Source organism: Nostoc sp. LPT, assembly GCF_017115165.1.
Lineage (GTDB): Bacteria > Cyanobacteriota > Cyanobacteriia > Cyanobacteriales > Nostocaceae > Nostoc.
In genome coordinates this window covers 14,402-38,420 of sequence record NZ_JABXKF010000019.1, presented here as the reverse complement: position 1 = coordinate 38,420, position 24,019 = coordinate 14,402, and the positions used below count along the sequence as shown (strand labels likewise).

17 protein-coding genes and 1 pseudogene are annotated in these 24,019 nt (G+C 39.4%); 7 read left to right on the top strand and 11 right to left on the bottom strand.

Annotated elements, in window-relative coordinates:
* The first annotated feature begins 153 nt into the window (after positions 1 to 153).
* Together HWQ58_RS03630 and HWQ58_RS03625 are read left to right on the top strand one after the other, a co-directional pair.
* Entirely contained in the window at positions 154 to 816 is a 663-nt protein-coding gene (locus HWQ58_RS03630) for a restriction endonuclease (protein WP_292857866.1), read from the top strand.
* Positions 813 to 2,255, top strand: a complete 1,443-nt coding sequence (locus HWQ58_RS03625) for an SAM-dependent methyltransferase (RefSeq protein ID WP_292857943.1) — start codon at positions 813 to 815, stop codon at positions 2,253 to 2,255. The genes HWQ58_RS03630 and HWQ58_RS03625 overlap by 4 nt, the downstream gene beginning before the upstream one ends.
* A gap of 173 nt (positions 2,256 to 2,428) precedes the next feature.
* On the opposite strand, the gene HWQ58_RS03620 is transcribed toward HWQ58_RS03625, so the two are convergent.
* The 4 genes from HWQ58_RS03620 to HWQ58_RS03605 form a co-directional block, all read right to left on the bottom strand.
* On the bottom strand, positions 2,429 to 5,737 hold the full coding sequence (locus tag HWQ58_RS03620; RefSeq protein WP_292857863.1) for a GAF domain-containing protein: 3,309 nt from the start codon (positions 5,735 to 5,737) through the stop codon (positions 2,429 to 2,431).
* Positions 5,738 to 6,008: 271 nt separating this feature from the next.
* Positions 6,009 to 7,181, bottom strand: a complete 1,173-nt coding sequence (locus HWQ58_RS03615; RefSeq protein ID WP_292857860.1) for a TRC40/GET3/ArsA family transport-energizing ATPase — start codon at positions 7,179 to 7,181, stop codon at positions 6,009 to 6,011.
* Between the two features lie 105 nt (positions 7,182 to 7,286).
* Positions 7,287 to 7,568 (bottom strand): hypothetical protein, encoded by a 282-nt coding sequence (locus tag HWQ58_RS03610; protein ID WP_292857857.1) that lies wholly within the window; start codon positions 7,566 to 7,568, stop codon positions 7,287 to 7,289.
* Positions 7,569 to 7,704: 136 nt separating this feature from the next.
* The gene (locus HWQ58_RS03605; protein ID WP_292857854.1) at positions 7,705 to 8,082 is read right to left on the bottom strand and encodes a hypothetical protein; all 378 of its coding nucleotides are present in this window, start codon (positions 8,080 to 8,082) and stop codon (positions 7,705 to 7,707) included.
* 130 nt (positions 8,083 to 8,212) lie between these two features.
* On the opposite strand from HWQ58_RS03605, the gene HWQ58_RS03600 reads away from it, so the two are divergent.
* Positions 8,213 to 8,401, top strand: coding sequence for a hypothetical protein (locus HWQ58_RS03600; protein ID WP_292857851.1), 189 nt, complete (start codon positions 8,213 to 8,215; stop codon positions 8,399 to 8,401).
* Positions 8,402 to 8,413: 12 nt separating this feature from the next.
* Here the strand turns inward: HWQ58_RS03600 and HWQ58_RS03595 are convergent, their stop codons facing one another.
* The 5 genes from HWQ58_RS03595 to HWQ58_RS03575 form a co-directional block, all read right to left on the bottom strand.
* Entirely contained in the window at positions 8,414 to 9,154 is a 741-nt protein-coding gene (locus tag HWQ58_RS03595) for a Uma2 family endonuclease (RefSeq protein WP_292857848.1), read from the bottom strand.
* A gap of 168 nt (positions 9,155 to 9,322) precedes the next feature.
* Entirely contained in the window at positions 9,323 to 9,700 is a 378-nt protein-coding gene (locus HWQ58_RS03590) for a DUF2358 domain-containing protein (RefSeq protein WP_292857845.1), read from the bottom strand.
* 53 nt (positions 9,701 to 9,753) lie between these two features.
* Complete coding sequence (locus HWQ58_RS03585; RefSeq protein WP_292857841.1) at positions 9,754 to 10,317, bottom strand: hypothetical protein; 564 nt, start codon at positions 10,315 to 10,317, stop codon at positions 9,754 to 9,756.
* A 163-nt stretch (positions 10,318 to 10,480) separates the two neighbouring features.
* On the bottom strand, positions 10,481 to 11,155 hold the full coding sequence (locus tag HWQ58_RS03580; protein WP_292857838.1) for a HupE/UreJ family protein: 675 nt from the start codon (positions 11,153 to 11,155) through the stop codon (positions 10,481 to 10,483).
* Between the two features lie 187 nt (positions 11,156 to 11,342).
* Positions 11,343 to 12,077, bottom strand: coding sequence for an SGNH/GDSL hydrolase family protein (locus tag HWQ58_RS03575; RefSeq protein ID WP_366837300.1), 735 nt, complete (start codon positions 12,075 to 12,077; stop codon positions 11,343 to 11,345).
* 250 nt (positions 12,078 to 12,327) lie between these two features.
* Here HWQ58_RS03575 and HWQ58_RS03570 point away from each other — a divergent pair, with 250 nt between their 5' ends.
* The gene (locus tag HWQ58_RS03570; protein WP_292857832.1) at positions 12,328 to 14,136 is read left to right on the top strand and encodes an endonuclease; all 1,809 of its coding nucleotides are present in this window, start codon (positions 12,328 to 12,330) and stop codon (positions 14,134 to 14,136) included.
* Between the two features lie 20 nt (positions 14,137 to 14,156).
* Here HWQ58_RS03570 and HWQ58_RS03565 read toward each other — a convergent pair.
* Positions 14,157 to 14,333 (bottom strand): annotated as a pseudogene (locus HWQ58_RS03565) (hybrid sensor histidine kinase/response regulator); the annotation flags it as partial.
* A gap of 982 nt (positions 14,334 to 15,315) precedes the next feature.
* Here HWQ58_RS03565 and pabB point away from each other — a divergent pair.
* On the top strand, positions 15,316 to 17,601 hold the full coding sequence (gene pabB / locus HWQ58_RS03560) for an aminodeoxychorismate synthase component I (RefSeq protein WP_292857829.1): 2,286 nt from the start codon (positions 15,316 to 15,318) through the stop codon (positions 17,599 to 17,601).
* 587 nt (positions 17,602 to 18,188) lie between these two features.
* Positions 18,189 to 19,970 (top strand): iron uptake porin, encoded by a 1,782-nt coding sequence (locus HWQ58_RS03555; protein WP_292857825.1) that lies wholly within the window; start codon positions 18,189 to 18,191, stop codon positions 19,968 to 19,970.
* Positions 19,971 to 20,033: 63 nt separating this feature from the next.
* Here HWQ58_RS03555 and HWQ58_RS03550 read toward each other — a convergent pair whose 3' ends face one another.
* Complete coding sequence (locus HWQ58_RS03550) at positions 20,034 to 22,934, bottom strand: CHAT domain-containing protein (protein WP_292857822.1); 2,901 nt, start codon at positions 22,932 to 22,934, stop codon at positions 20,034 to 20,036.
* A gap of 425 nt (positions 22,935 to 23,359) precedes the next feature.
* Between HWQ58_RS03550 and HWQ58_RS03545 the strand changes: the two genes are divergently transcribed.
* A complete protein-coding gene (locus tag HWQ58_RS03545) occupies positions 23,360 to 23,764 on the top strand; it encodes a filamentous hemagglutinin N-terminal domain-containing protein (RefSeq protein ID WP_292857819.1) in 405 nt (134 codons plus the stop codon).
* Positions 23,765 to 24,019 lie beyond the last annotated feature (255 nt).

Here is a 24,019-nt window from a genome sequence, read left to right as displayed (position 1 = left end):
TCCGCATAATTAGTTATGATTCCCATAGTCATTGCACCCCACCCCTTAATCCCCTCCCCGCTTGCGGGGAGGTAGGGCTGATTCATTCCACAAGAGTGAGAAGTTTGTCAATAATATAAAATATGGTGTTTAACCCTGTGTTTTCCTTTACCTATGCCGATTTTGACAGCAGAAATCCTCTGTTTAGAAGCTGAAATATTTTCATTAGCCGAGTCTCAGCATCCAGAACCTCTGCTGTATGGTGTTACTGATGGAAAAGCTGTCGGAACTTACCTGGAACAGAAATTTCGACTTTACTTAAAAGCTAAGTACGATTTCATACAAGGTAACTCTGCGAGTGGTATTGATTTTCCGGGGTTGCTTATAGATATGAAGGTAACAAGTGTTAGACAACCACAATCATCATGCCCATTCAAATCTGCACGCCAAAAAATTTTTGGGCTTGGCTATTCGTTGCTTATCTTTGTTTACGATAAGGCAGATAATAGTATAAACCGCACGGCTACTCTGAATATTTTGCATACGATTTACGTAAGTGCTAAAAGAACCGCAGATTTCCAGATGACACGTGGAATTTCTAGTATTTTAGAGAACGAAGGTAATAAAGATGACCTAATTGCTTTTATGCTCGACCGCAATTTGCCTGTTGACGAACTTGAAGCAAGTAACATCGCGGATGAAATATTGAGAAATCCACCTTTACAGGGATTTTTAACGATTTCCAATGCTTTACAATGGCGACTTCAGTATGGGAGAGTGATAGAACGTGCTGGTCAAGAAAAAGGTATAATTACGGTTTATAGAGCTAATCCCTGATGCGTACTGTTCAGAAACTTAAAGTAGAATACGGCGATTTTCAAACGCCGATAGAATTAGCCGATCAGGTATGTAAAAAGCTAGTAGAGCTTGGTGTTAAACCACATATTATAATTGAGCCTACTTGTGGAATAGGAAATTTTGTTGAAGCTGCTTCATCTTGTTTTGACTCAGCAAAAAAAATTTTAGGAATTGAATTAAACCTTGATTACTTTAGACAGATTCTAGAAGAAGAAAAGTTTTTACATGACCAAAGGATTGAAATTAAATGTGAGGATTTTTTTCAAGTAGATTGGTTATCACTAATAGGTGAATCAAATGAAGAAATATTAGTGCTTGGTAATTTACCTTGGGTAACAAACTCACAACAAGGTAGTATTGGGGGCGTAAATTTGCCTAAAAAGAGCAATTTTAAAAATCATACTGGTTTAGATGCAATTACGGGAAAAAGTAATTTTGATATATCAGAATGGATGCTCATACAGTTTGTACAATACTTACAGAAGCATAACAGTTATCTAGCGGTGCTTTGTAAAACTTCGGTTTCTAGAAAAATTTTAAATTATATCTATTCGGAAAAGCTAAATCTTGCTTACTGTGCAGTTTATAAGATAGATTCTAAGAAATATTTTGATGCTGCTGTTGAAGCTTGCTTATTTTTCTGTAAATTTGATTCCAACTCACAAAAATATTATTGTGATGTATTTGATAGTCTTGAAAGCTCAGTTTGCTCTCGTATAGGCTATTTAAATAATATTCTTGTTAGGGATTTGATTACATTTAAAAAAGTAGAAAGCTTATACAATAAGCAATCAAAAACAAAATGGCGTTCTGGTATTAAGCATGATTGCGCTAGCGTCATGGAATTTCGCAAAAATAATGACTATTTTATAAACGGGCTAGGAGAATCTTATGAACTCGAAGAAACTTATATTTTCCCTTTAGTTAAAGGTTCTTATGTTGCCCAAAATAAAATAAAAGCGACTGATCGATATATTTTAGTTACTCAAAGTTTTGTTGGCGAGTCTACTGAATTTATAAAAGATTTAGCACCTAAAACATGGGCATATTTAGAAAAGCATGAAAGTCTTTTAAATAATAGGAAAAGTAAGATTTATCAAAATAGCCCCAGATTCTCTATTTTTGGTGTTGGCTCATATACTTTTGCACCTTGGAAAATAGCAATCTGTGGACTTTATAAAAAATTAAGTTTTAGATTAATTGGTAAAATAAATGAAAAGCCTCCTATTTTTGATGATACTGTTTACTTTCTCAGCTTTTTTGATGAGAAAAGTGCATACGAATCATATAAGCTTTTAACTTCTTCATTAGCAAAAGATTTTTATTTATCTTTAATATTTTGGGACGAAAAACGTCCAATTAAGTCTACTATTTTAAATAGCTTAAACTTGGCAGCTTTAGCAAAGTTAGTATTATAATGTACTGTTTAGCAATACAATTATTGCTTGTCATAAAAATCCAATTACTGTAGGATGAAATATCATTTAACCCTGATTTAGATCCCCAACTTCTTCAAAAATTTGGAGCTCGGTAATACGCTTTAGTTAAAGGTAAAAGTCTTTGCCAATGACAAATGACCAATGACCAATGACTAATGACTAATTTGTCTAATCGGAATTTCAATCCAAAATTCTGTACCTAACCCAGGCTGAGAATCACATCTAAACACACCACCGTGTTTATCTACGACAATCTGGTAACTAATTGACAACCCCAAGCCAGTGCCTTTTCCCACTGGCTTAGTTGTGAAAAAGGGATCGCAGATTCTTGCTCTGAGAGCTTCGGGTATTCCTGGCCCATTGTCTGCAATCCGAATGACTACACTCTTGATATTGCCTTCAAGTTCTCCAAAAGCAGTACGGATAGTAATTTGACTGCTATGAGGTTTTGATTGAGATTCCGTGTAATCTTCTAAAGCATCGATCGCATTGCTTAAAACATTCATAAATACCTGATTTAGTGGCCCGGCATAGCAATCTACTAAAGGAAGGTTAGTATATTCTTTGACTAATTTTATCGCCGGACTTTCTGGTTTTGCTTTCAAGCGATGCTGCAAAATTAGCAAGGTGCTATCAATGCCCTCATGAATATCAACTGGCTTTTTTTCTGCTTCGTCAAGGCGAGAGAAATTCCGTAAACCCAAGACAATCTGCCGGATGCGATCGACTCCAATTTTCATAGAAGATAGAGTTTTGGGCAAATCTTCCATGATAAATTCTAAGTCGATCTCGAAGGCGCGATCGCTAATCTCAGGACTAGGGTTGGGAGTATTTTGGAAATAGAGGTCTAGGATACTGAGTAAATCTTGGGTGTAATCATTGACATGATTGATGTTGCCATAAATGAAGTTCACGGGGTTATTAATTTCGTGAGCAACACCAGCTACTAGTTGACCTAATGAGGACATTTTCTCAGTTTGGATCAGTTGGGTTTGAGTTTGCTTTAAATCATGCAAAGCTTGAGCTAGCTTTTGAGTTTGCTCTTTGGTTTGATTATGTAATTGAGCTTGTTGGAGTGCAACCCCAAGTTGATTGGCAATTTGAGTAATAAATTTAATTTCTGAGGCTTCCCAATGGCGGGGTGCAGAATTCTGGTAAGCTGCTAGCAAGCCCCATAGCTGTTGCCCGATAAATATAGGTGCGATCGCATAAGCTCTTGCTTGAATTTGCTCTAAAGCCGTAACATGGCATTGAGAGTGGCCAACTTCATAGATGTCATCGACTACAAAGGTTTCATTGTGACGATATCGCCCACCTTGGGTTTCCTGTAAATAGCTATCTTGCCAAACTGTATTGGTATCAGAACTTACTAGCTTTAACCACTTATCACCCACAAACTCGGCGATATATTCACCACTCCAATCAGCCTCAAAGCGGTAGACTGCAACTCGATCTGCTTGTAATGATTTACAAATTTCTTGGGTGGTTGTCTGAAAAATCGCATCTAGATCGAGAGATTCTCTAACTTTCGCCACAACTTCAAACAATACCCGTTGTTGTTCTGTTGCTTGTTGCAAATCTAATGTCTGCTGTTGTGTCTGAGAAAGTAAATCAGCTTGCTGGAGTGCTACACCCATTTGGGCAGCAATCTGACTGAGAAAGTTAACTTCAGAAGTTTTCCATTGCCGGGGGCCAGTGTGTTGATAAGTTGCTAGTAAACCCCAAAGTTTTTGCCCAACAAAAATCGGAGCAAGCACAAAAGCATGAATTTGAAACTGCTCTAGATTGTCGATATGACACTGAGCAAACCCCATATTGTAGATGTCATCGACCGCAAATGTCTCATTGTTGCGGTAACGTCCTCCTTGTGTGTCTTGTAAGTAAGTGTCATTCCAAATTGTATTAATACCTAGTTCGGACTCATTCGACCAGTATGGACTAGCAGCCTCGAAATCTCCAACAAATTCACCACCCCAATTAGAATCAAAACGATAAACAGAAACGCGATCGGCTTTGATTAATTGACAAACTTCTTTAGTAGTGGTTTGAAAAATCGTATTTGTGTCCAGAGATTCCCGAATTTCGGCAATAACTTTAAACACAGCCTGTTGTTGTTCAGCTGTCCGTTGTAACTCAGCGGTGCGTCTTTTGACTTGTTTTTCTAAGTTTTCATTGAAGACTTGTACTTGTTGGTATAATTCATACTGCTGAATTGCAGAAGCAAAGTGTTTACTGAGGTTTCTAGCCAGTTCAATCTCTTCAACCGTCCATTTTTGAGCTTGTGCTTTTTTAGATTCGCGCCAAACCTCAAAGGATTGTCGGGGATACTGTTGCCTTTGATCGCTATCATATTGCCCCGCCCAGAGAATTTCTGTATCTATTTCGCTGCGGAAAATACTTAAGTAGCCCAGTAATTGCTGACGATATTGGAGCGGGATCATCAACATACTGCGAATTCTAGTTGGTTGAAAAGCAACTTGCAAACTTCGCAAGTCAGAAATTTTATATATATCTGAAATTGCCCAAACATCGTACTTATTCGACTTGTAGTGTTCTTGCCAGATACTATACTGTTCTATGAGTGGATATATAGTTTGTTCTGGCATCACAGGTTGCTCTCCACAGATATAAAGCTTGATACAAGTATTTCCTGGTATTAAGCATTCTATTAAGCCGATCGCGTTGCCATTGTGGAAATCAAAAGCTTCATTTCTAAGGCAAAGCCTGCCACCGACACCATTAAAGGCAGCAACAGCCTCTTCTAGGGCTGGCTGTAATACAATTGTCGGCAGTGAATGTAACAGAGTAGCAATGCGATTAACGATCGCTTCTTGTTCGGCTGTTTTGCGAACTTGAGTCAGAAGGGTACTTTGAGCGATCGCCATTGACAGCTGCTCGACTACCATTTGTATTGCTTCTAGCTCATATTCTGAAATCAAACGCGCTTCAGAATTATGAGACACCAGCAGCCCCCAAAGCTGATCTTGATAGAGAATAGGCGCTACTACAGAGGATTTTACGCCCATTGCCGTCAAATATTCAATATGACAGGGGTCTACAGGGCGGTAACGAATCTCTTCTGAGATAGTTTCTCCATTATCCAAGTCACGCAGGTGAATTTGACCAATCTCTTTAGTATCAACGTTTACAACAGAACGCACGCGTGATTTGATAAATAGTTCACGGGCATAGGATGGGATGTCATCGTAGGGAAAATTTAGCCCTAGTAGCGATGGCAAACAATTGTTATTAATCGATTCAGCAATCACTTGACCACTACCATCGGGATGAAATTTGTAAATCATCACTCGGTCAGTTTTTAATAGCGATCGCACTTCTGCCGTTGTCACTGTGATAATTTCTTCCAACTCTAAGCTTCGTCGGATACGGTTTGTAATGCGGCGTAGTAAACTTTCTTCCTCGCGATATAAAAGCAAATCTTGTTCAAAATTGGAGGTCATTGTTTATAAAAAAATAAATTAATAATTTGAAAACTGACATAATTAAATCTAAAGACATTTTGAAATTTATTTCGCCATTTTGTCTTCAGTAAAACTACGGTCAAATCATTAATAAAAATATTTTTTTGCCTTTTATCAAAATTCACCAAAAAATCATAAAAACAGACGCGAAAAAGATTGCGTCTGTACTAGCTACAAGAGAAAATTATTGCTTTTTAGTTTTAAATTTTTGTTGACAGAGTAAGGTTCAACAAAATTAAACTCTTGTGTTCTAAGCAAAGCGGATTTTTAGATAGTCATTTTCCATCTTTGCTCCGCCTGGTTGTAGTGCTGCTAAGGCTTGTGGCAAAACTAAGTTACGACGATGGTTGCCAATAGTAATGTTTAATTCGTCTCCAGTTTTACTGAGTTGAACTTGGTCTTTAGGGATACCAGGTAAGTAAAGTTCTAAGCTGTATTGGTTTTCCTCTTGCACTACTCTAAGAGTTGTTTCTTTGTAATAAACCTGAGTCGGATCTTCATCTTTATAAAGAGTTTCTTTCAGGCGTTCTAATGAAGCTAATCCACACATTTCCTCAGAGAAAAGGGGAACTTCTTTCACAGGCAAAGGGTGAAAATCATCATGAATTTCTCGACGATATTGCTCCTGACTTTCCTTCCAACGTTGGAAAAAAGGATCTTGGACTTCGCTTGGGATAATCCGATTAGCCACGACTAAATCTGTTGCAACGTTATATAAACTCAGATAAGCATGGGCGCGGAGTGACTCTTTAATCACCATTTTTTCGGGATTAGTGACAAGACGCACTGAGGTTTGAGTATTATCTGTTAATACTTTTTCTAGAGCTTCAATTTGTTCATAAAACTCATAAGGTGCATCCATTACCTCTTTATCAGGTAGCGAAAAACCAGCAATTGGTCTAAACAAAGGTTCAACCAGGGGTCGAAGTGCCACCGAGATGTTTTGAAATGGTTTGTAAAAACGGCGCATATACCAGCCACCGACTTCAGGTAAACTCAACAAGCGGAGTGCTGTGCCAGTGGGGGCTGAGTCGATAATTAAAACATCAAACTCACCTTCATCGTAATGGCGTTTCATCCTTACCAAGCCAAAAATCTCATCCATGCCTGGTAAAATTGCCAATTCTTCCGCTTGTACGCCATCTAAACCCCTTGCCTGTAAAACTTGGGTAATATAACGTTTCACAGCACCCCAGTTTCCCTCCAGTTCTTGCAGCGCATCCAGTTCAGCACCCCACAAATTTGGGCGAATTTTTTGAGGTGCATGTCCCAGTTCCATGTCAAAACTGTCTGCTAGGGAGTGGGCGGGATCTGTACTTAAAACCAATGTCTGATAGCCGAGTTCTGCACAACGGAGTCCAGTTGCAGCAGCGACGGAAGTTTTGCCCACACCGCCTTTACCAGTCATCAAAATTACACGCATAGATGCTTCTATCCTGCCTGAGAATTTTATTACATTTATTTACATTATCGACTGTTTGAGGAAAATAAATGTTGTTTCAACACGTATAGGCATTATTATGAGTATTTACCCTAACTCATCCGTTGGGTTTTGCTGCAATAACTGGTCAAGCTTAGTTTCCAGTGCTGAGAGTTTTTTGAGAATTGTGGGGCGATCGCCATCAAGAGAAATTAGTAAATTGGTTATTCTCTCTTGTATGTTTGTTAATTGTGCTACTGCATTCTGGATTTGAAGCATTCCTTCTCGGAGTTCTTGGCGTTCCTGACGTGCTTCCGCCATTTCATCTAACATAGCTTGGACTGTTTTAGCATTACTCTCAAGTAGATGTTTGAGTTCTTTATCAGTCATTGCGATCGCGCTTTGGAATTGAGTTTATTATTCACTCTAAAGTATTGGGGGATTTTGTTTCAATCCCCCGTAGAGCAGCACAGTTGTGCTACCCTGCACTATGGTTTAATTACCTAAAAATTGCGAGCGGGGCTGTTTACTGGCTCAACATGGCAAAAGCTTGCTCAACAAGCATCTTAGCCTTGTGCAAGTTCAACAGCTTTTCCTGTTCAAATCTATCGGGGTAACTCATTTTCCTACCTTCCAGTGTTAGCCGAATCAGTGCTATTTGCTCATCTGTAGGTGAACTCATCTCATCTATCGCTGCGCCAATATACTGAAAAGTCGTGAAAGTGGGAGCCTTTAACCCTCTTCCCTCTTGCATCTGATGTAATGCTAATTGCGGGAATGCCATCAGAGAAGTGATGTAAGAAACTTTGTATCCTGGGTTCCCTGTCGGCTTGATACCGTAGCGTCGGCATAAGTCGCGTAACTCTCGGATGGTTTTGATTTCAAGTTCGGAACGCGTAAACATAAAATAGAAGTGTCCATTTTTGATAGTGGATATTGGTAGGTGTCAACTTTTCCAGGGTGAACACCTACCTTAAATAAAATCTATTGTTATGCGCGCATATCGTTCAAGCTATATTTACGTTTCTATATAAATGCCTAATCCCAAAGGAACACCAGAAAATTTAAACCCTATTGAATCAAACAGAGAAGAAAAGTTAATAGCAAATCTTAGCTTTCGTGTTACCGAAACTATGAAGGAAGAGGTAAAAGCTAAAGATGATCCTCCAGAATTTTGCCGTCGTGCTATCCAAAAAGCACTAGATGAAGAGAAAGAGAAGTAGTGCTTATTTTTCCTACTCTAACTCTTCTGGATTAACCCCCAATTCCTTCAATCTAGCCTTCAGTTCTTCTACTTGCTGTTGTACAAGTTCCCTCTGTTGTCGTTCAGCTTCAATTTTTCGTTCTGCTGCTTGTACCCTTTCTTCGGGAGTCGCTACCAACTGATTATCTACGTTAAAAAACCGTAATTTGGACTCATAAATTCCCAAAAATAATTCTAACTGCTGACTCCACAGCCACCCTTGAGCATTTGGTTCCAAAGGTTGATATTTACCACCCACTAAACGAAATCCTTGAAACTCCAAAGTATTGGGGTGAAACCAAAAATATTCCGGCGTGCGAAAAGTCTCTTGGTAAAGTTCAAACTTCAGACCTTTGTCAACCTTAGCAGTACTGTTAGAAAGTAATTCAATAATCACATTCGGATACTTTCCTTGTTCTGCCCATAATACCCAACTTTTGCGGGGGCGATTTTCACAATCCTTGACGACAAAAAAATCTGGCCCTCTAAAGTCTCGCGTAGTAATCTGTTCTGGGCTAAAATAAATTGTTAAATTTCCAGTAGCATAAAAATCATTACGCTGACGCCACCACCATTTCAGACACGCCAACAGTAGTTCAATTTGCTCGCGGTGTAGATCGCTTTCCAAAGGAGGCTCATCACTCCATAAATCACTAGGGGGAATGATAATATCTTCTGCTTCTGTATGTATAGTTAATTCAGCAGGGTTTTCAGGATTTTTGGCAGCCGTCACGTCGCTTTGCTCCGAATTCAAAATTCAAAATTCAAAATTCACAATCCCCATAAGGAAATTTACTTGCTCTGTATCCTTTTATTTCTGGTTCATAAAGATTAGTGGCTTTTGTTGTTACGTTTAGTGTAATAGCAATCATCTGTTCAGATATATCAATTATTAACTTTTTCAAGAGGAAAAATGCTGTTTCACTACATCTAGGCGTGAACAGTTCCAATAATCGATATGGGAGACAATTAAACCATCAGAGTTAAGACCTAATTCACTCCAACCAGGAATAGAGATTCGTGGCTTCCAGGGGAGAGGAGTATTCCAACTGAGTGTCCACTCAGTTTTTATTGTGTCTCCTAAACGTTGAATATTATGTAAGTCCATCTTGGGATTTATAAACCAAGTTTCGATAAAATTAATCATTGCTTTGTAACCTTTAACACCACGAAATTTATTCAATGGATCTTGAAAATAAACTTCTGGGGTATAAATGCTGTAAGTTTGATTAACTGGGAATCTTTGATAGTCTTCTTTGAGGATTTCAATGATATCCATGATAGATAAATATATCTGTAAATTGGTTTAATATGAAAACTGAAAAATGGAAATCAACCCTCATTCCATAAACGTTCTAACTGACGTCGCCAAGCAGTTAAGACTTCTTCTCGCCCTTGTGAAGTTTGATTTATTTCGCCCATCATTCCTTCGGCGTAAAAGCGTTCTAAGCTTTGCATGGTAGCTTGCAGAGATTGTCCTTGCTGTTTTGCTGCCTGAATAATTTGCCGGATGCGGCTTTCAACTAGTTGATTAAAGACATTATCTAATCTAGCCTGATGGAGAGATAAAAGTCGGTTGATTGCATTGGATAAATCTGCACTCACTAAAGTTCCACTGTGATGTTGAAATACCCCCCAAATTACTCCTTCATATAAAGCGTAACGTACTTCTTGAGTGTCATCAAAGTTGGCTTCTAGGAACTGTTCTAAAAATGGTTGGGCTTCTTGGATGGGCAGAATAGGCAGTAAAACTCGCAGCCAAGTATTATCTTCGGAAAGCAGCACCAACAGCCGAAAAGTAGGAGTGTCTACTTGCCACGATCCAGGAGCAGTCGTAGCAACAGCCGATGTGTCAAATAATTCTGTGAGCGTAGCCGCAATTTCTTCAGGTGTCATAACCTTATATTTATATATATAGTCTCTAGATTACCGCAGAGGTGCATCAACTTATTCATTAGTAGAACGTGCTTGCTTGTCCAGTCTGAAAACGCGGTGGGGGCGCACAGCTAGGTGTACGCCCCCACGAATGAATGTATTCCACTGAATTGAAATATTTGATTTAAATAAGCGAATTGCTTAAAAACACGATGCCGATCGCACAAAAAGCGAAGCCAGCAAGGCTGATTTTCCAGGGTAAAATTCGGTTTATTTCTCCCATACCCATTGCAACACCAATTTCTCTGGCACTCATGGCAACGGCAAACAGAGTTAAGGTAATGCCTAGTATATAGGCAACTACTGGTATCATTCCTGCCGCAACAATAGATTCAGCATTAGCGTAACCCTGAAATAAACCAGCACTGATGCCCACCAAAGCAAGCACCAGAAAGTTTAGTTGATTTGGCATCATCAGCATAGTACCAAAAACAATGGTAGAAATGGCGATGGCTATTTCTGTGCCTGGTAAATTTAGCTGGGATATATGAATTACAATGCCCAAAACTGTTGCGAAGATAAAACATCCAGCGATCGCAGCGCCACGAACAAACACAGATGAGAGTAAGCCAATGGCAACAATACCAATTAAACAATTTAAGCTAATTACTGGCTCTGCCAATCCCCAGAGAAAGGCTTCCCAGCCGTTAGAGATGCTATGGTCAAATGGTGTTCCACTCAATGAACTCAGTAAGCTAATTAAAATTAAAGCTGCGATCGCTCCGATATGGCGATCCATGAACTTTGAGGTCTTAAGTTCCCCCCAAGCACGGGATTCTGACAATTTAGTCTTGAACATCGCTATATACCAAATTAGTTTTTAGGTAATTTATACTACCCACCTACCCTAAAAAACTAACGTGGTAATGATGCTAGATTACACTAGCTTCACTAAGTTATCTAAAGCCAAGTTGATTTCAAAGTGAAAAGTCTGAATGCAGGCTAAAAACTTTCTCTTATCCTTTAAACCACACAACAGGCTGTTCTTATATCTTTCTGACGATGTACTCAACTAATTGTTGAATCATTTGGGCATCCGTTTCACTTAAACTTTCCAACTCAATTCTGTTGTTTTCTTGTAGAGTACTAGAATCGCTACTGTATATACGACGACTCAAGCCTACAGGACTATTTTCATAAAATGTTGTATAAAATACACATGCTGCTACATACGATCCAATCGGACTAGGGTGGCTTTGATCCGAACTGTAAAGGTTTAATTTCAGATTCGCTTCCTGAATTTTTTGCCAAGCTATTCCTACAGGTGCAACTTTAGCTTTCAGTTCTTTAGCAATGCTCATGTAAGCATCAGTCAATATCTGTTGCGTTTCTGTTTGATTTTGCTTTGCCCAAGTCAAGTAAAACACTGTTTGGGAATTCACTCGCTTAATCTCGGCATCAAACAGACTTGCATACTTGTACATTTCCTGGGGATTGGTAATTGGTAAAGTACTTTGCTCTTGGAGTACTACGTAATCCCAGCGTTTCGCTTTCAAAAGCCTGAGTGCTTCACCACGTTTCCAGTGGTTTTTGAGTGTAGCTCCACCAACCACAACCATTTCAGTTTCCAGCGTTTTAGGTTCTTTCGCTGAGGCAGCCAACTGTTGCGTCAACCAAGGAAGATCGTTGAAATAGGTATAGCTGTTGCCAATAAATAAAACTCTGATTGCCTGCTGTTCGTCTACTGGGAATGAATTTGCCTGAATCTGCCTTCCTAACATCTTAAACAAGATAATTATCAGAAAGAGGAATAAACATACATATATTATCTTGGTATTGCTCATCATCCCTGAAACCTTTGCAGTATAACTTAATTCTTGGATGGGATTTTTTTGGAAATAGTTCTGACTCTTGATGAGTATATGAAAGTTTTCCCAACAAATTGCAAATTTTACCCAACCTAAAACTTTTCTTAACTAAACTGTATTAAGAAGAAGACTAATCTAAAAAGTACCTTCATTGGAAGAGACAATGAAATTTATCAAATTGCTACTACTTAGTATTGCTTTTATCTTCTTTGGATGGATTAGTCCACTACAAGCTAATCCAATAGCTCAATTACCAACCCCTTTACCTGTAGTTGCACAACGTGAAACAACATCTTTAGAAAATTCACAGAATGTATTGACTGTTGCAACCTTTAATGTCGAGAATTTAGACCTAAAAGATCGACGCTTTGATAATATTGCCAAAATTATTGGCAATAATTTGAACGCACCAGATGTCATTAGTTTAATTGAAATTCAAGATAACAACGGGCCAACCAATGATAACGTTGTGAATGCAAACCAGACTTACCAAAAACTGATTGATGCACTCAAAAATATTGGTAGTCCAGCATACGAATTTGTTGATATCCCGCCTAGCGACGATCGAGATGGTGGAGAACCTGGAGGCAATATTCGTGTCGGTTTCTTGTTTCAACCCAGCCGGATAACTCTAGCAAAACTGTCCCAAAAAGGCGGTTCATTAGATGCTGTAGCTATTAATCAAGGTAAAAATGGTTTCGATCTCTCGCTGAATCCAGGTCGGATTGACCCCACCAATCCTGCTTTCGATGAAAGCCGTAAGCCACTTGTAGCAGAATTTATTTTTAACGATCAAAAACTGTTTATCATTGCTAATCACTTTGTTTCCAAGCTTGGAGGTTCTCCCAGCGATCTAAAACGAGTGAAACAAGCCGAAATCGTGAATGAATTCGTGGCGCAACTACTACAAGTTGATCCACAAGCCAAAGTAATTGTACTGGGTGATTTAAACGATTTACCAGATTCCCTAACTCTGAAGACCTTGAAGGGTAACATTCTTGAAAATCTAACAGATCGTTTACCTGTTGGCGATCGCTTTAGTTTTAAATTTCGTGGAAATCCTGAACTTATTGACCATTTGTTAGTCAGTGAAAATCTTTCCCGTGTTGCTCAACCAGAAATTGACATTGTGCATGTCAATGTTGGCTTTAGTAAGCCTGTCAGCGACCACGATCCTGTAATTGCAGCGTTTACATTACCTGTTAACGAGTCCACCTCTGACACCATCCCTCCGGTTGTCCAACCCATTCCCACTCCCGTAAGTGATTCTGCGATTATATTGCCTCAATTATCTAAAGTTGCTTTAGTTGACGAACTAGCTAAGGAGTATACACCTAGCAAAACTTTGAATTACGATCGCGCCAGAGATGAAATGTTTGGAGTTATTGACAACCAAGCAGGTATTGTGACAGATATCTATGCCAGTTACCAAATTCGTTTAATTCGTAATGGCGATCCTAGTCAGGAAGCTGATCAATTAGGACTGAATACTGAACATGTTTGGCCGCAAAGTAAAGGTGCTGACAAAGGTAATGCCCGAAGTGACCTTCACCATCTATTTCCTGCACGAGAAGATATTAATAGTGAGCGAGGTAATAAACCTTTTGACGATATAGTTGACACAACTACTAATAAATGGTATATAAATGATACTATTCAATCTACAATTCCTAGTAGTGAAATTGATGAGTTTAGCGAATTAGGATCTTCTAAATTTGAGCCGAGAGAGAAAGTAAAAGGCGATATAGCCAGGGCAATTTTCTACTTTTACACTATTTATCGACAACAAGCTGAGACAGTAGACCCAAATTACTTTCAGAATCAGCGTCAGACTTTGTGTAAATGGAATCAGCAAGACCTACCCGATCCTACTGAAATAGAACGGAATCGTGCGATCGCTAGATTTCAGGGTAATGACAATCCATTTGTGCTAGATGTTACATTAGCAGAACGGGCATACTGTAATTCCTAAATGCAGTAACTTAGAGTTAATTATTCATTTTTGAGTAATACAGTGAAGATACTACCATTTGGATAATTATCTTCGATAGTAATTGTACCGGAATGTGCTTTGATCGCAATTTTACAGAAAGCCAATCCTAAACCCATTTGTGAAACTGCTGGCATCGGAGTTCCAATTTCATACTTCTCAAAAATGATTTGTCGTAATATCAATTTACATTGAAGCTGCATAGAAAAGAGCTTCGAGAATAAAGTCATAAGAAGTTAAAGAAATAACGCGTTCCGATGTGATTGTCCTGAGAAGCTTATTGAGGCGATGCCTACGGCGGGCTGCGCCTACGCGAACGCTAAATTGGGCATCGAATTTGCCCAATTTAGCGATCTGCTCTCAAAATACGAGCATTTATTTCACTTTTAGTGTAAGTTCCAGGTGGAAGTGAAATACGAAATTCTGCTTAAGGTCGCTTAAACATACCTTTATGTAATAACTACGTTAAATATAGGACTCCTATTTGATTTTTGAACAAGACTAAGAAAAAATACTGAAAGAGGTATAAGTCTAACAGGCAACAATGATAAGTCAGCATTTACAAGCCGCGACACTTGCAGTAGAAGTATCGCGGCAACATTCAAGAGAAGAAACTGCATTTGATGCGATCGCACATCTATAAGAACTTACGATTCTTCATCCAGGTAAATTCTCTTAGTACACAGTTTCGTAAATTCTTGACCAATTGAGGGTTTGAGTTTAAACGCAGAGGGACGCAAAGTATAGCGCAGAGGAGCACAAAGTTTGTTTTAGTCCATTCGCTACGAACTTCAGCGTTAGCTGTACTTAGACATATTCTTTCGAGACTTAGGGACTTCCAAATAAAAAAATATCGCAAATTTTCTTGTGATATGGGTGTTCTTACCCGTCCCATATTCAGGGTGAGCAGGACTTCGACGTGAGCGCTGAGTCGAATACTGCCCACCCTACAAGATTAGATAATTTATTTGTTGGAAATACCTTATGCTAGGATACTTTATAGGCAGTAAGGACAAGCTTAACCAAAATCAAGAACTGCAAAGTGTATGACAACATAACTTATTAACAAAGATAGAACAGAAAAATTTAAAATAGCAGATAAATTATCTAGGTGCTATTCTAATTGCAAAAATGTTCTATACAGTCGTTAATTAAGTATGTATGCAAACATTAATTATTGATAACTATGACTCTTATACCTTTAATCTTTATCAGATGATTGCCGAGGTAAATGGGGAACTACCTCTGGTAATTTATAACGATCGCCTTAACTGGGATGAATTGAAAGAAATTGCATTTGACAACATTGTGATTTCACCTGGCCCCGGTCGTCCAGAAAGGTCAGAAGATTTTGGAGTCTGCCGACAGATAATTGAGAATGTGGATGTGCCCTTGCTGGGAGTCTGTCTGGGGCATCAAGGACTTGGCTACCTACATGGTGCAAGAGTGATTCATGCACCGGAAGTTCGACACGGTAGACTCAGTAAAATTTATCATAATAATTCGGAATTATTTCAAGGTATTCCTAGTAATTTTTCTGTGGTGCGTTATCACTCGTTGTTAGTTGCTAATGAACTACCTGAGTGTCTAGAAAAAATTGCTTGGACTGAAGAAGGACTGGTGATGGGATTGCGTCATCGCCATCTACCTTTTTGGGGCGTGCAGTTTCATCCAGAGTCTATCTGTACAGAATATGGGCAAAGATTAATAGCAAACTTTCGAGATATTACGCTGAAATTTACAGAGAAATCGTCAAGGAGGCAGGATAGCGCAGCGTTAGCGAGTCTGCCAGCGTCGGCAGGAGGCAGGAGGGGGAGACACCGACAAGGGGCAGGGCTTGAAAACCTCTTGGCATCAAGAAGTCCACAAAAGCAATATTGGATTGGATATGGATCTATTAATCCTGTTATGGATCGACCCCGCCAAGAACAGAAAGAGAAGTTTAAATTGTATACACGCAAGTTAGATATCTGCCCAAATACAGAACAAATATTTGTACAGTTGTTTGGGGATGCAGCAAACGCTTTTTGGCTAGATAGCAGTCGTGTAGAACTTGGTCTATCTCGCTTCTCGTTTATGGGTGATGGCAGCGGAGCAAACAGTCTATTGGTGCGATATCATACCCAAACCCAAGAACTCACGATCGCACAGTCAGATACCGTGATTCATCGCACCGAAAGTATTTTTGAGTATTTGAAGCGGGAAATAGACTGCCGATCTTGTCAATCTGATGAGTTACCTTTTGATTTTAACTGCGGATTTGTTGGCTATTTTGGCTATGAACTTAAGGCGGAGTGTGGATCTTTATTGGTGCATTCTTCACCATTACCTGATGCAATTTTTTTACTTGCCGATCGCATGATTGCGATCGATCATCAAGAACAGTGTCTTTATTTGCTGCAATTAATCAAAAAAGGACAAACAGAACAAGTAGAAACTTGGTTTGATACTATCCAACAACAACTCGAAACTCTCGATTCTCTTTTTGCTCTTGTACCCCAAGAAAATTGTCAGCCTGTTAAGTTCCGTTTGAGTCGTACTTACCAAAATTACATTCAAGATATTCAGCAATGCTTGGACGAAATTCACGAAGGGGAAACTTATCAAGTTTGCCTGACAAATCAACTTTACACCGATGCAACCCCCGACCCATTGACGTTCTATCGCACATTACGTAAAATCAACCCAGCTCCTTACTCTGCATTTTTGCGCTTTGGTGAAATTGCGATGCCTGCGGCGAGCGTAGCTATCGCCTGCTCATCTCCAGAAAGGTTTCTACGGATCGATCGCCAAGGATGGGTAGAAACTAAGCCGATTAAGGGAACCCTACCACGAGGAGAAACCCCCGAAGCCGATTTCGTCCTCCGTGAGAAGCTACGCAACAGCGAAAAAGACCGAGCTGAAAATCTGATGATTGTCGATCTGTTACGCAATGATTTGGGACGAGTCTGTAAAGTTGGTAGCATCCACGTACCAAAATTAATGGATGTGGAAACATACTCAACAGTACATCAGTTGGTGACAACGATACGCGGGCGGTTACGTTCAGATTTACAAGCGGTGGATTGCGTGCGGGCTGCATTTCCCGGAGGTTCGATGACTGGTGCGCCCAAAATCCGCACCATGCAAATTATCGATCGCTTGGAACAACAAGCGCGGGGAATCTATTCAGGTGCGATCGGCTTTTTGGGTTTGAATGGTTCAGCTGATTTGAATATTGTGATTCGGACTGCTGTTTTGACTCCCGATCGAACCTCCATTGGTATCGGTGGTGGAATTATAGCGCTTTCTGAGCCGGAGATGGAGTTTCAGGAAACGCTGCTTAAAGCCAAAGCCTTAATCGACGCTCTGCTTCTGACGATGCACGGAACATCTGAACCAGATATGTATCCCATTTTAGGATTAGAAGCAACAACTGCTGATAATTATGAAAAATTATCTGCCTAAATCAAAGACTTAAAAAAGGATGGAGATGTGTTTGGGGTGGCTATCCTGACACAAAACTGGCTACTATTAAAGATTCTTGAAACTAACATTTATATCCAAATTCCCTTGGGTTAAGGATTTTTGGTATTAATTTTTAACCTGTAGAGACGATAATTTTTGTGTCTCTACCAATAATTTTGGGCTTCACTGACGGTATTGACTTATATCCAACATTCAGCAGGTTGGAAGTTCAAAATAATTAATAATCAATAATTACTAATTTATAATCACAACCCCATATATAAATGCACTTTCTTGATTCAGGAATAAATTGAAAGATAAAAAGGAGCTAGCAAAAACTAGGGTTAAAAACAAGAAGATAAAGTCCATATATAGCACAAAACCGACCGAAATTACTTTATAAACTTAACCTTTGGCAAATAAGCCATCTGCAAAACTTGACAATTCCTTATATGTAAAAATTTTCTTAGATATATAGCTTAGTTAACAGCAATCTGATAAGATTTTTCCAACAAGTACAATAATTACTTGTTCTCTTTTTCTTGAACCAACTGATTTTGGTTATTTTTTGGGAAAGGAAAATAAAAATGTCTCATATATTATTGTGGAAAACTCTGGTACTAAGTCCAGTAGTTTTGGGAGTGACGGTGTTGGTTTGCGCTAAGGCTATGGCTGCTGCTGAAGTAGCAAGTTATTCTGAAGATACAAAGCCAAAAGCTGCTCAGACAGAAGCACCAATAGCTGCTAATGCTTCAATATTCATTCAAACAGAGCAACCAAAAGTTAATCAGCAATTGGTTGCCCAAAAGACTGATGAAAATAAGGTTTTAGAAGAGGTTAATCGCTACAGCAGCGAAGGCAAAAATCAGAATTCACTGTCTCAAGTCACATCAGTTTCTCAATTTTCTGATGTACAGCCGACTGATTGGGCATTCCAAGCTTTGCAATCCCTGGTTGAGCGCTACGGTTGTATTGCTGGATACCCAAATTCTACTTACCGTGGTAATCGGGCACTGACTCGTTATGAGTTTGCCGCAGGTTTGAATGCTTGTTTAGATCGAGTTAATGAACTGATTGCGACAGCAACTGCTGATTTGGTGACAAAACAGGATTTGGCGACTCTCCAGCGTTTGCAAGAGGAATTCTCGGCAGAACTGGCAACTCTACGTGGTCGAGTAGATTCTCTAGAAGCACGGACTGCTGAACTAGAAGCCAATCAGTTTTCCACTACCACAAAATTGGTGGGTGAAGCTATTTTTGCTGTTAGTGATATTTTTGGCAATATTACTGGCGATGCGAACAATACTGTCTTCCAGGATAGGGTACGTTTAGATTTACAAACCAGCTTCACAGGTAAAGACGTTTTACACACCCGTCTTGCAGCCGGTAATGCACTAGCCTTTACTCAAGTAGGGAATGATGGCATTGCGATCAATACTACTGAAGGCACACAAACATTTCAAATCGGCAGCACTGGTAACAACGGTGTGATTATCGACTGGCTAGCGTATTACGTACCCATCGGGCCAGCCCAAGTTTACTTTGCGGGCACCGGAGGTATTCATAGCGATTATGTGCCCACTAACAACCCTTACTTTGAGGATTTTGATGGTGGTAATGGTGCCTTGTCTACCTTTGCTTCTGAAAGTCCAATTTATCGCATTGGTGGTGGTGCAGGTGCAGCACTGACTTTACCCTTTGGTAGTAGTGGCAGTTTTTTCAAACCTTCATTGACTATAGGCTACTTGGCGTCAAATGCTAATGATCCTGGGCCAAATCAAGGTTTGTTAGAGGGTAACTATGCAGCTCTTGGACAGTTGAACTTTAGTGTTGGCGATCGCTTATCTATAGGTGCTACCTACGTTCACGGTTATAATGGTGGTGGAAGTATCGGTTTATTTGATGGAGGTAGTGGTAATCCAGGCACTATCCGCGTCGTAGGTACTAATCAAGCTAACACCCTCCTAAACGCATCTTCCAGTAATTCCTATGGTGTATCGGCAGCTTTCAGACCCAGTGACAAACTGTCAATTAGTGGCTTCATTTCTTACCACGATGTCACAGGCGTTGGTGCTGATGATGATTATGAAGCTTGGAGCTACGGTCTTGGGGTAGCCTTACCTGACCTTGGTAAAAAGGGTAACGTTTTAGGTATTTTTGCTGGTGCAGAACCTTATGCCCGTAATCGAGGAGGAGTTTTTGCTGGTACTGGTAATGATATACCTTATCACTTTGAAGGCTTTTACAAATATCGCGTGTCAGATAACATCTCAATCACCCCTGGTGTAATCTGGTTGACCTCTCCTGGTCAAAACAGCAATAACGATGATGCAATTATCGGTACGCTGAGAACAACTTTCACCTTCTAAAGGTTTACAGCAATTTGCTTTAGGGACGCATACTTATGCGTCCCTATGGTAATTTACCGGAATTCAAAGCCAATTACCGATCGCAACCATTGGTGCCCAATATGCAGGATGATCGTACATAATATTGACACCTTCAGATGGCGGTAATTTCTTAGCATGAATCATTCTGATTTGAGCCGTTTGCAAAGCCTCTGCAATACTCATGCCAGTGTTGCGATAGTTGGCGTAAAATGTTTTCACTAGTTCGGATGTCGATTGATCGGTAACACTCCACAAAGATGCGATCGCACTTTTAACCCCAACTTGCAATGCAACTCCAGCTAATCCTAGTGTGGCACGATCGTCCCCAACTGCGGTTTCACAGGCAGTTAGCGTGAGTAGTTCGACGCCATCTGATTTGCTGTTGAGGTTTCGCAGTGAGTTTTCTAATTGGCTAATAGTAAGTTTTTGGTTTTTTCCTGTGACAATGAAGGTGTCTTCAGGAATAATCCCAAATTGAGCGTGACTAGCTATGTGAACAATGGGATATGTGGTTTTATCAAGTTTGTCTTGAAAACTTTCGGGGAGAAAATTATCGTCAATCAGGGGGGTATGATTGGGGAATATACTTTCAACTGCACTGATTTCATCGGGAACTGCAAAAAGCTGTTCAAAAGTCTTGCCGTCGATGGTGGCTTCTTTTGTCAAACCCAAAATTAACGCCTTTTGCGTACTGCGATCGCGTAGTTTAGGTGTGGTTATTCGTAAACTGGGAGTTGTGGCAACTGCATAAGTTTCGACTAAATATTTGTTGAGTTTGCTGTCATAAAGTGCTGCCATTGGAACGCTACGCAAAAACCCATCCTGAATAAATACCAAAGTTTTAACTTTCTCTGGGTTGATATCCTCAGCAAAGGGGCGAATCATCCAATCATAAAGCTGTGATGCAATTGTTGTATCGTAGTTAATTTCTTCTCTTTTAACTAGTCCGGTGCGAAACTCGGCAATTTTTTTCTGTAGGGTTTCACTGCTAACTATTTTCTCACTTTGTTGATTGGGGTCTTGAATCCACTTAAATTTAGTTGCCTGATTGGGTAACTGCAATAATATCCCGGTTTTGCCATCTAAAATTATTGAACTCAAAAACCCAGTCTTCTTAAAAGCTACACTATTATCTTCAAGGAGTTCGCCCACCTGTTTGGGATTCAACCCACTCAAAATGCAATCATTGCCAAAATAATTCTGTAATTCTGCGAGTTTCAGAGCATCAATGGTGTTAACTACTTTTGATAGTTCCTTGGCACGTCTTTCGTCTGCAATTGCCCCAACTCGTAGCAAATCGAGCCGCGACTGTGCCAATGTCCGGTATAATGGTCGAACGACATCGCGGAAGTCAAACTGTACATCTCGTTCGGCAGTCAAAATATCCTGGCGGATATCTTCTAAGGTATCAAATGCTCGTTGATAAGATGCGATCGCTTCTTCTTTTCGCTTCTGTTTATCTAAAATCCGTCCAGCTTGCCACTCCCACAAATACAAGCTATCTTTTGCACTTAACTTGCTGTCTGCTGCGATGATAGCGGCTTGGGTATATTTTAATGCTTTTTGATTATTTAATGTTTTTTGATTATTTAATGCTTTTTCATTATCTGGGCTACATTCCCAGAAATGACCCAAAGCACCATTAGCATAAGAAATTAGGCGCTCATCTTGTAATTTTCGACTCGTTAATACTGAGCTTTCGAGCAAATTTAATGCTTCGTTGTCACCAGATAAAACCCGCCTAGTTGGACAGTAGGTAAAGGGTAAAGTTCCTTGAGCATCGCGCTGTAAGTATGCTAAATCAATTGCGCCATAGACTTTTGTCGCTGAATCGGGCAAAGCTTCAAGAACTTTTAAAGCATCCTTAAGAGCTTTATTAAACTCCTGATCATTAATAAACTTGCTCTTATTTGTCTGGGAAGCCAACTGAATGAAATTTAATAATCCCCGCATCTCTGCTAAAGGTTGTTTTTCGTTGCGGGCAAGTTTTATACTATCTTGAAAATATTGATAGGCTTTGTCGTAGTCTTTTTGTGAACTTTGAGTAAATTCTTTTTCTTTACTAAAAATACCAGCCTTCTTTGCTGAATCGGCTTGTAACTCTCGCAATTGACCGCGACTTTTATAAGCATTACCCAAACTATTAAACACCAAAAATTTAGATTCTGAAGCAATTTGTTGCGCTATGTCTAAATACTTAATTGCTTGGTCGTAACTTCCGATTAAGCGATATGCTTCACCAAGAATACCCAAAGCCGCAAAATGACCGCCTTTATCGTTGTATTTGGTGGCGATTTGTTCAGCACTTTCTGGAGTGCATTTTTCTTCCTGACTTGGTTGATTTTCGGAGCTTTTCGACTTATCTACTAGTTGACCACACAAAAGTGCGATCGCTTTACGAGGTTGTCCCAAATTGCTGTAAACTTGAGCAATTTCTGACTTCATACGTCCGACTTGCTGGATATTATTCACCGTATTATAGTCATTAATTGCTGCCGATAACGATGCGATCGCTGCTTTATTTTCTCCTATTTGTTGGTAAGCACGTGCCAAATTTTCATTTACAACTGCCGTAACTGATGGATTATTTTTATCCTGATTTAATGCTTCTTGCCAATTTTTTATCGCCTTAACAAAATTTCCGGTATTATAGTCTTTAATTCCTTCTTCAATTAGTGCAGTGACATTTGGAGTTTGTGCAGATACAACTTGTCCAAACAATAAACAAATTACCAGACTTGCCAAAAATAATATTTTAATTAATCGATGGCGATTTAGTTTTTGGGATTGCTGGGTGAAGAGATGAATTAGTCTTGCAGATAAAAAAATTCGAGTGGCGGAATTTGCTGCTCGAAACTTCTCCCCTTGGGAGAAGCGAAACGCGAATGGCGGTCTTAAAGGTGCAAAGAGTAAGAGTTTGAGATATTTCTTTAGGGATTTCATATTTTAATTCTGCAACGCCTGGTTATGGTATTCAGTCTAAATAAGTTATTTTTTATACAAATGGTTTTGGCGATCGCCAGTTATTCCCAATTAATAGAGGAAACACTTATATGTATGGCTTTTCTTTTTAACTTACCAGAAATAGGCATCAAAAACTAAGCTTTTAGAAGGTGTGCAGTTTTATGCAATTTGTCTTGCATTTAGTGACTGGAAGTGCAAGCTATATAGATAAAACTTAAAATACTTTATTTTGCATTAAACTAACATTTAATACAGGCATTTGCTGCATTTTAGATGGATTATAGCCACATATTTGAAAGTGACAGTTTCTTAAGCAAACTTAATTTTACTCATGTACAGTATGAAGTCTTCTACTGATACGATCAGATGATTATACAAGTATTAATACCCTCTGAATCGGGAAAATGAAATTATTCAAGGACTTTCAAGTGTCGTGGAAAGATGCCTTAGTTTGCTGCTTAAATATAGTGGCATTGAGCGGCTGTGTAAATGTATTAGCAAAGCTTACCGTAGGTATCGCACTTTCTGAAAAACCTGCCTTTGCTGAGAGTAAAATTATCCCCGACAATAGTCTTGGCGCTGAAAGTTCTAGTGTTGTATCTTTTGATAGTGTTGGTTTCCCGATTGATGTAATTAACGGTGGAGCAATTCGCCAAGCAAACTTATTTTATAGCTTTCAAGAGTTTAATGTTGGTGAACTTCGAGGCGTTTATTTCCAAAATATTAGCAACGAAATTCAAAATATTCTAGCTCGCGTTACAGGTGAGAATCGCTCGGATATTTTGGGTACTCTGGGGATAGTTTTATAAATACCAAACTTGGTGCTGGAGCAATTGGACGTGGTGAGGATATTAACATTCAAACAGAAAATTTTGGCGTTGCAGAGAAAGCGGGATGATTTTGCTAGTTTTGTGGGATGGGGCGATTTGCCCGTCCCTTGTATTTCAGGGCGCTCGTGTCGCCCACCCTACAAGAATCATCCCTTGATTCAGCAACGCCAAAATTTTTTTGTAACGGATTAATCTTGAGTCGAAGTTGTTAAAACAAAATATTGCACATATCGG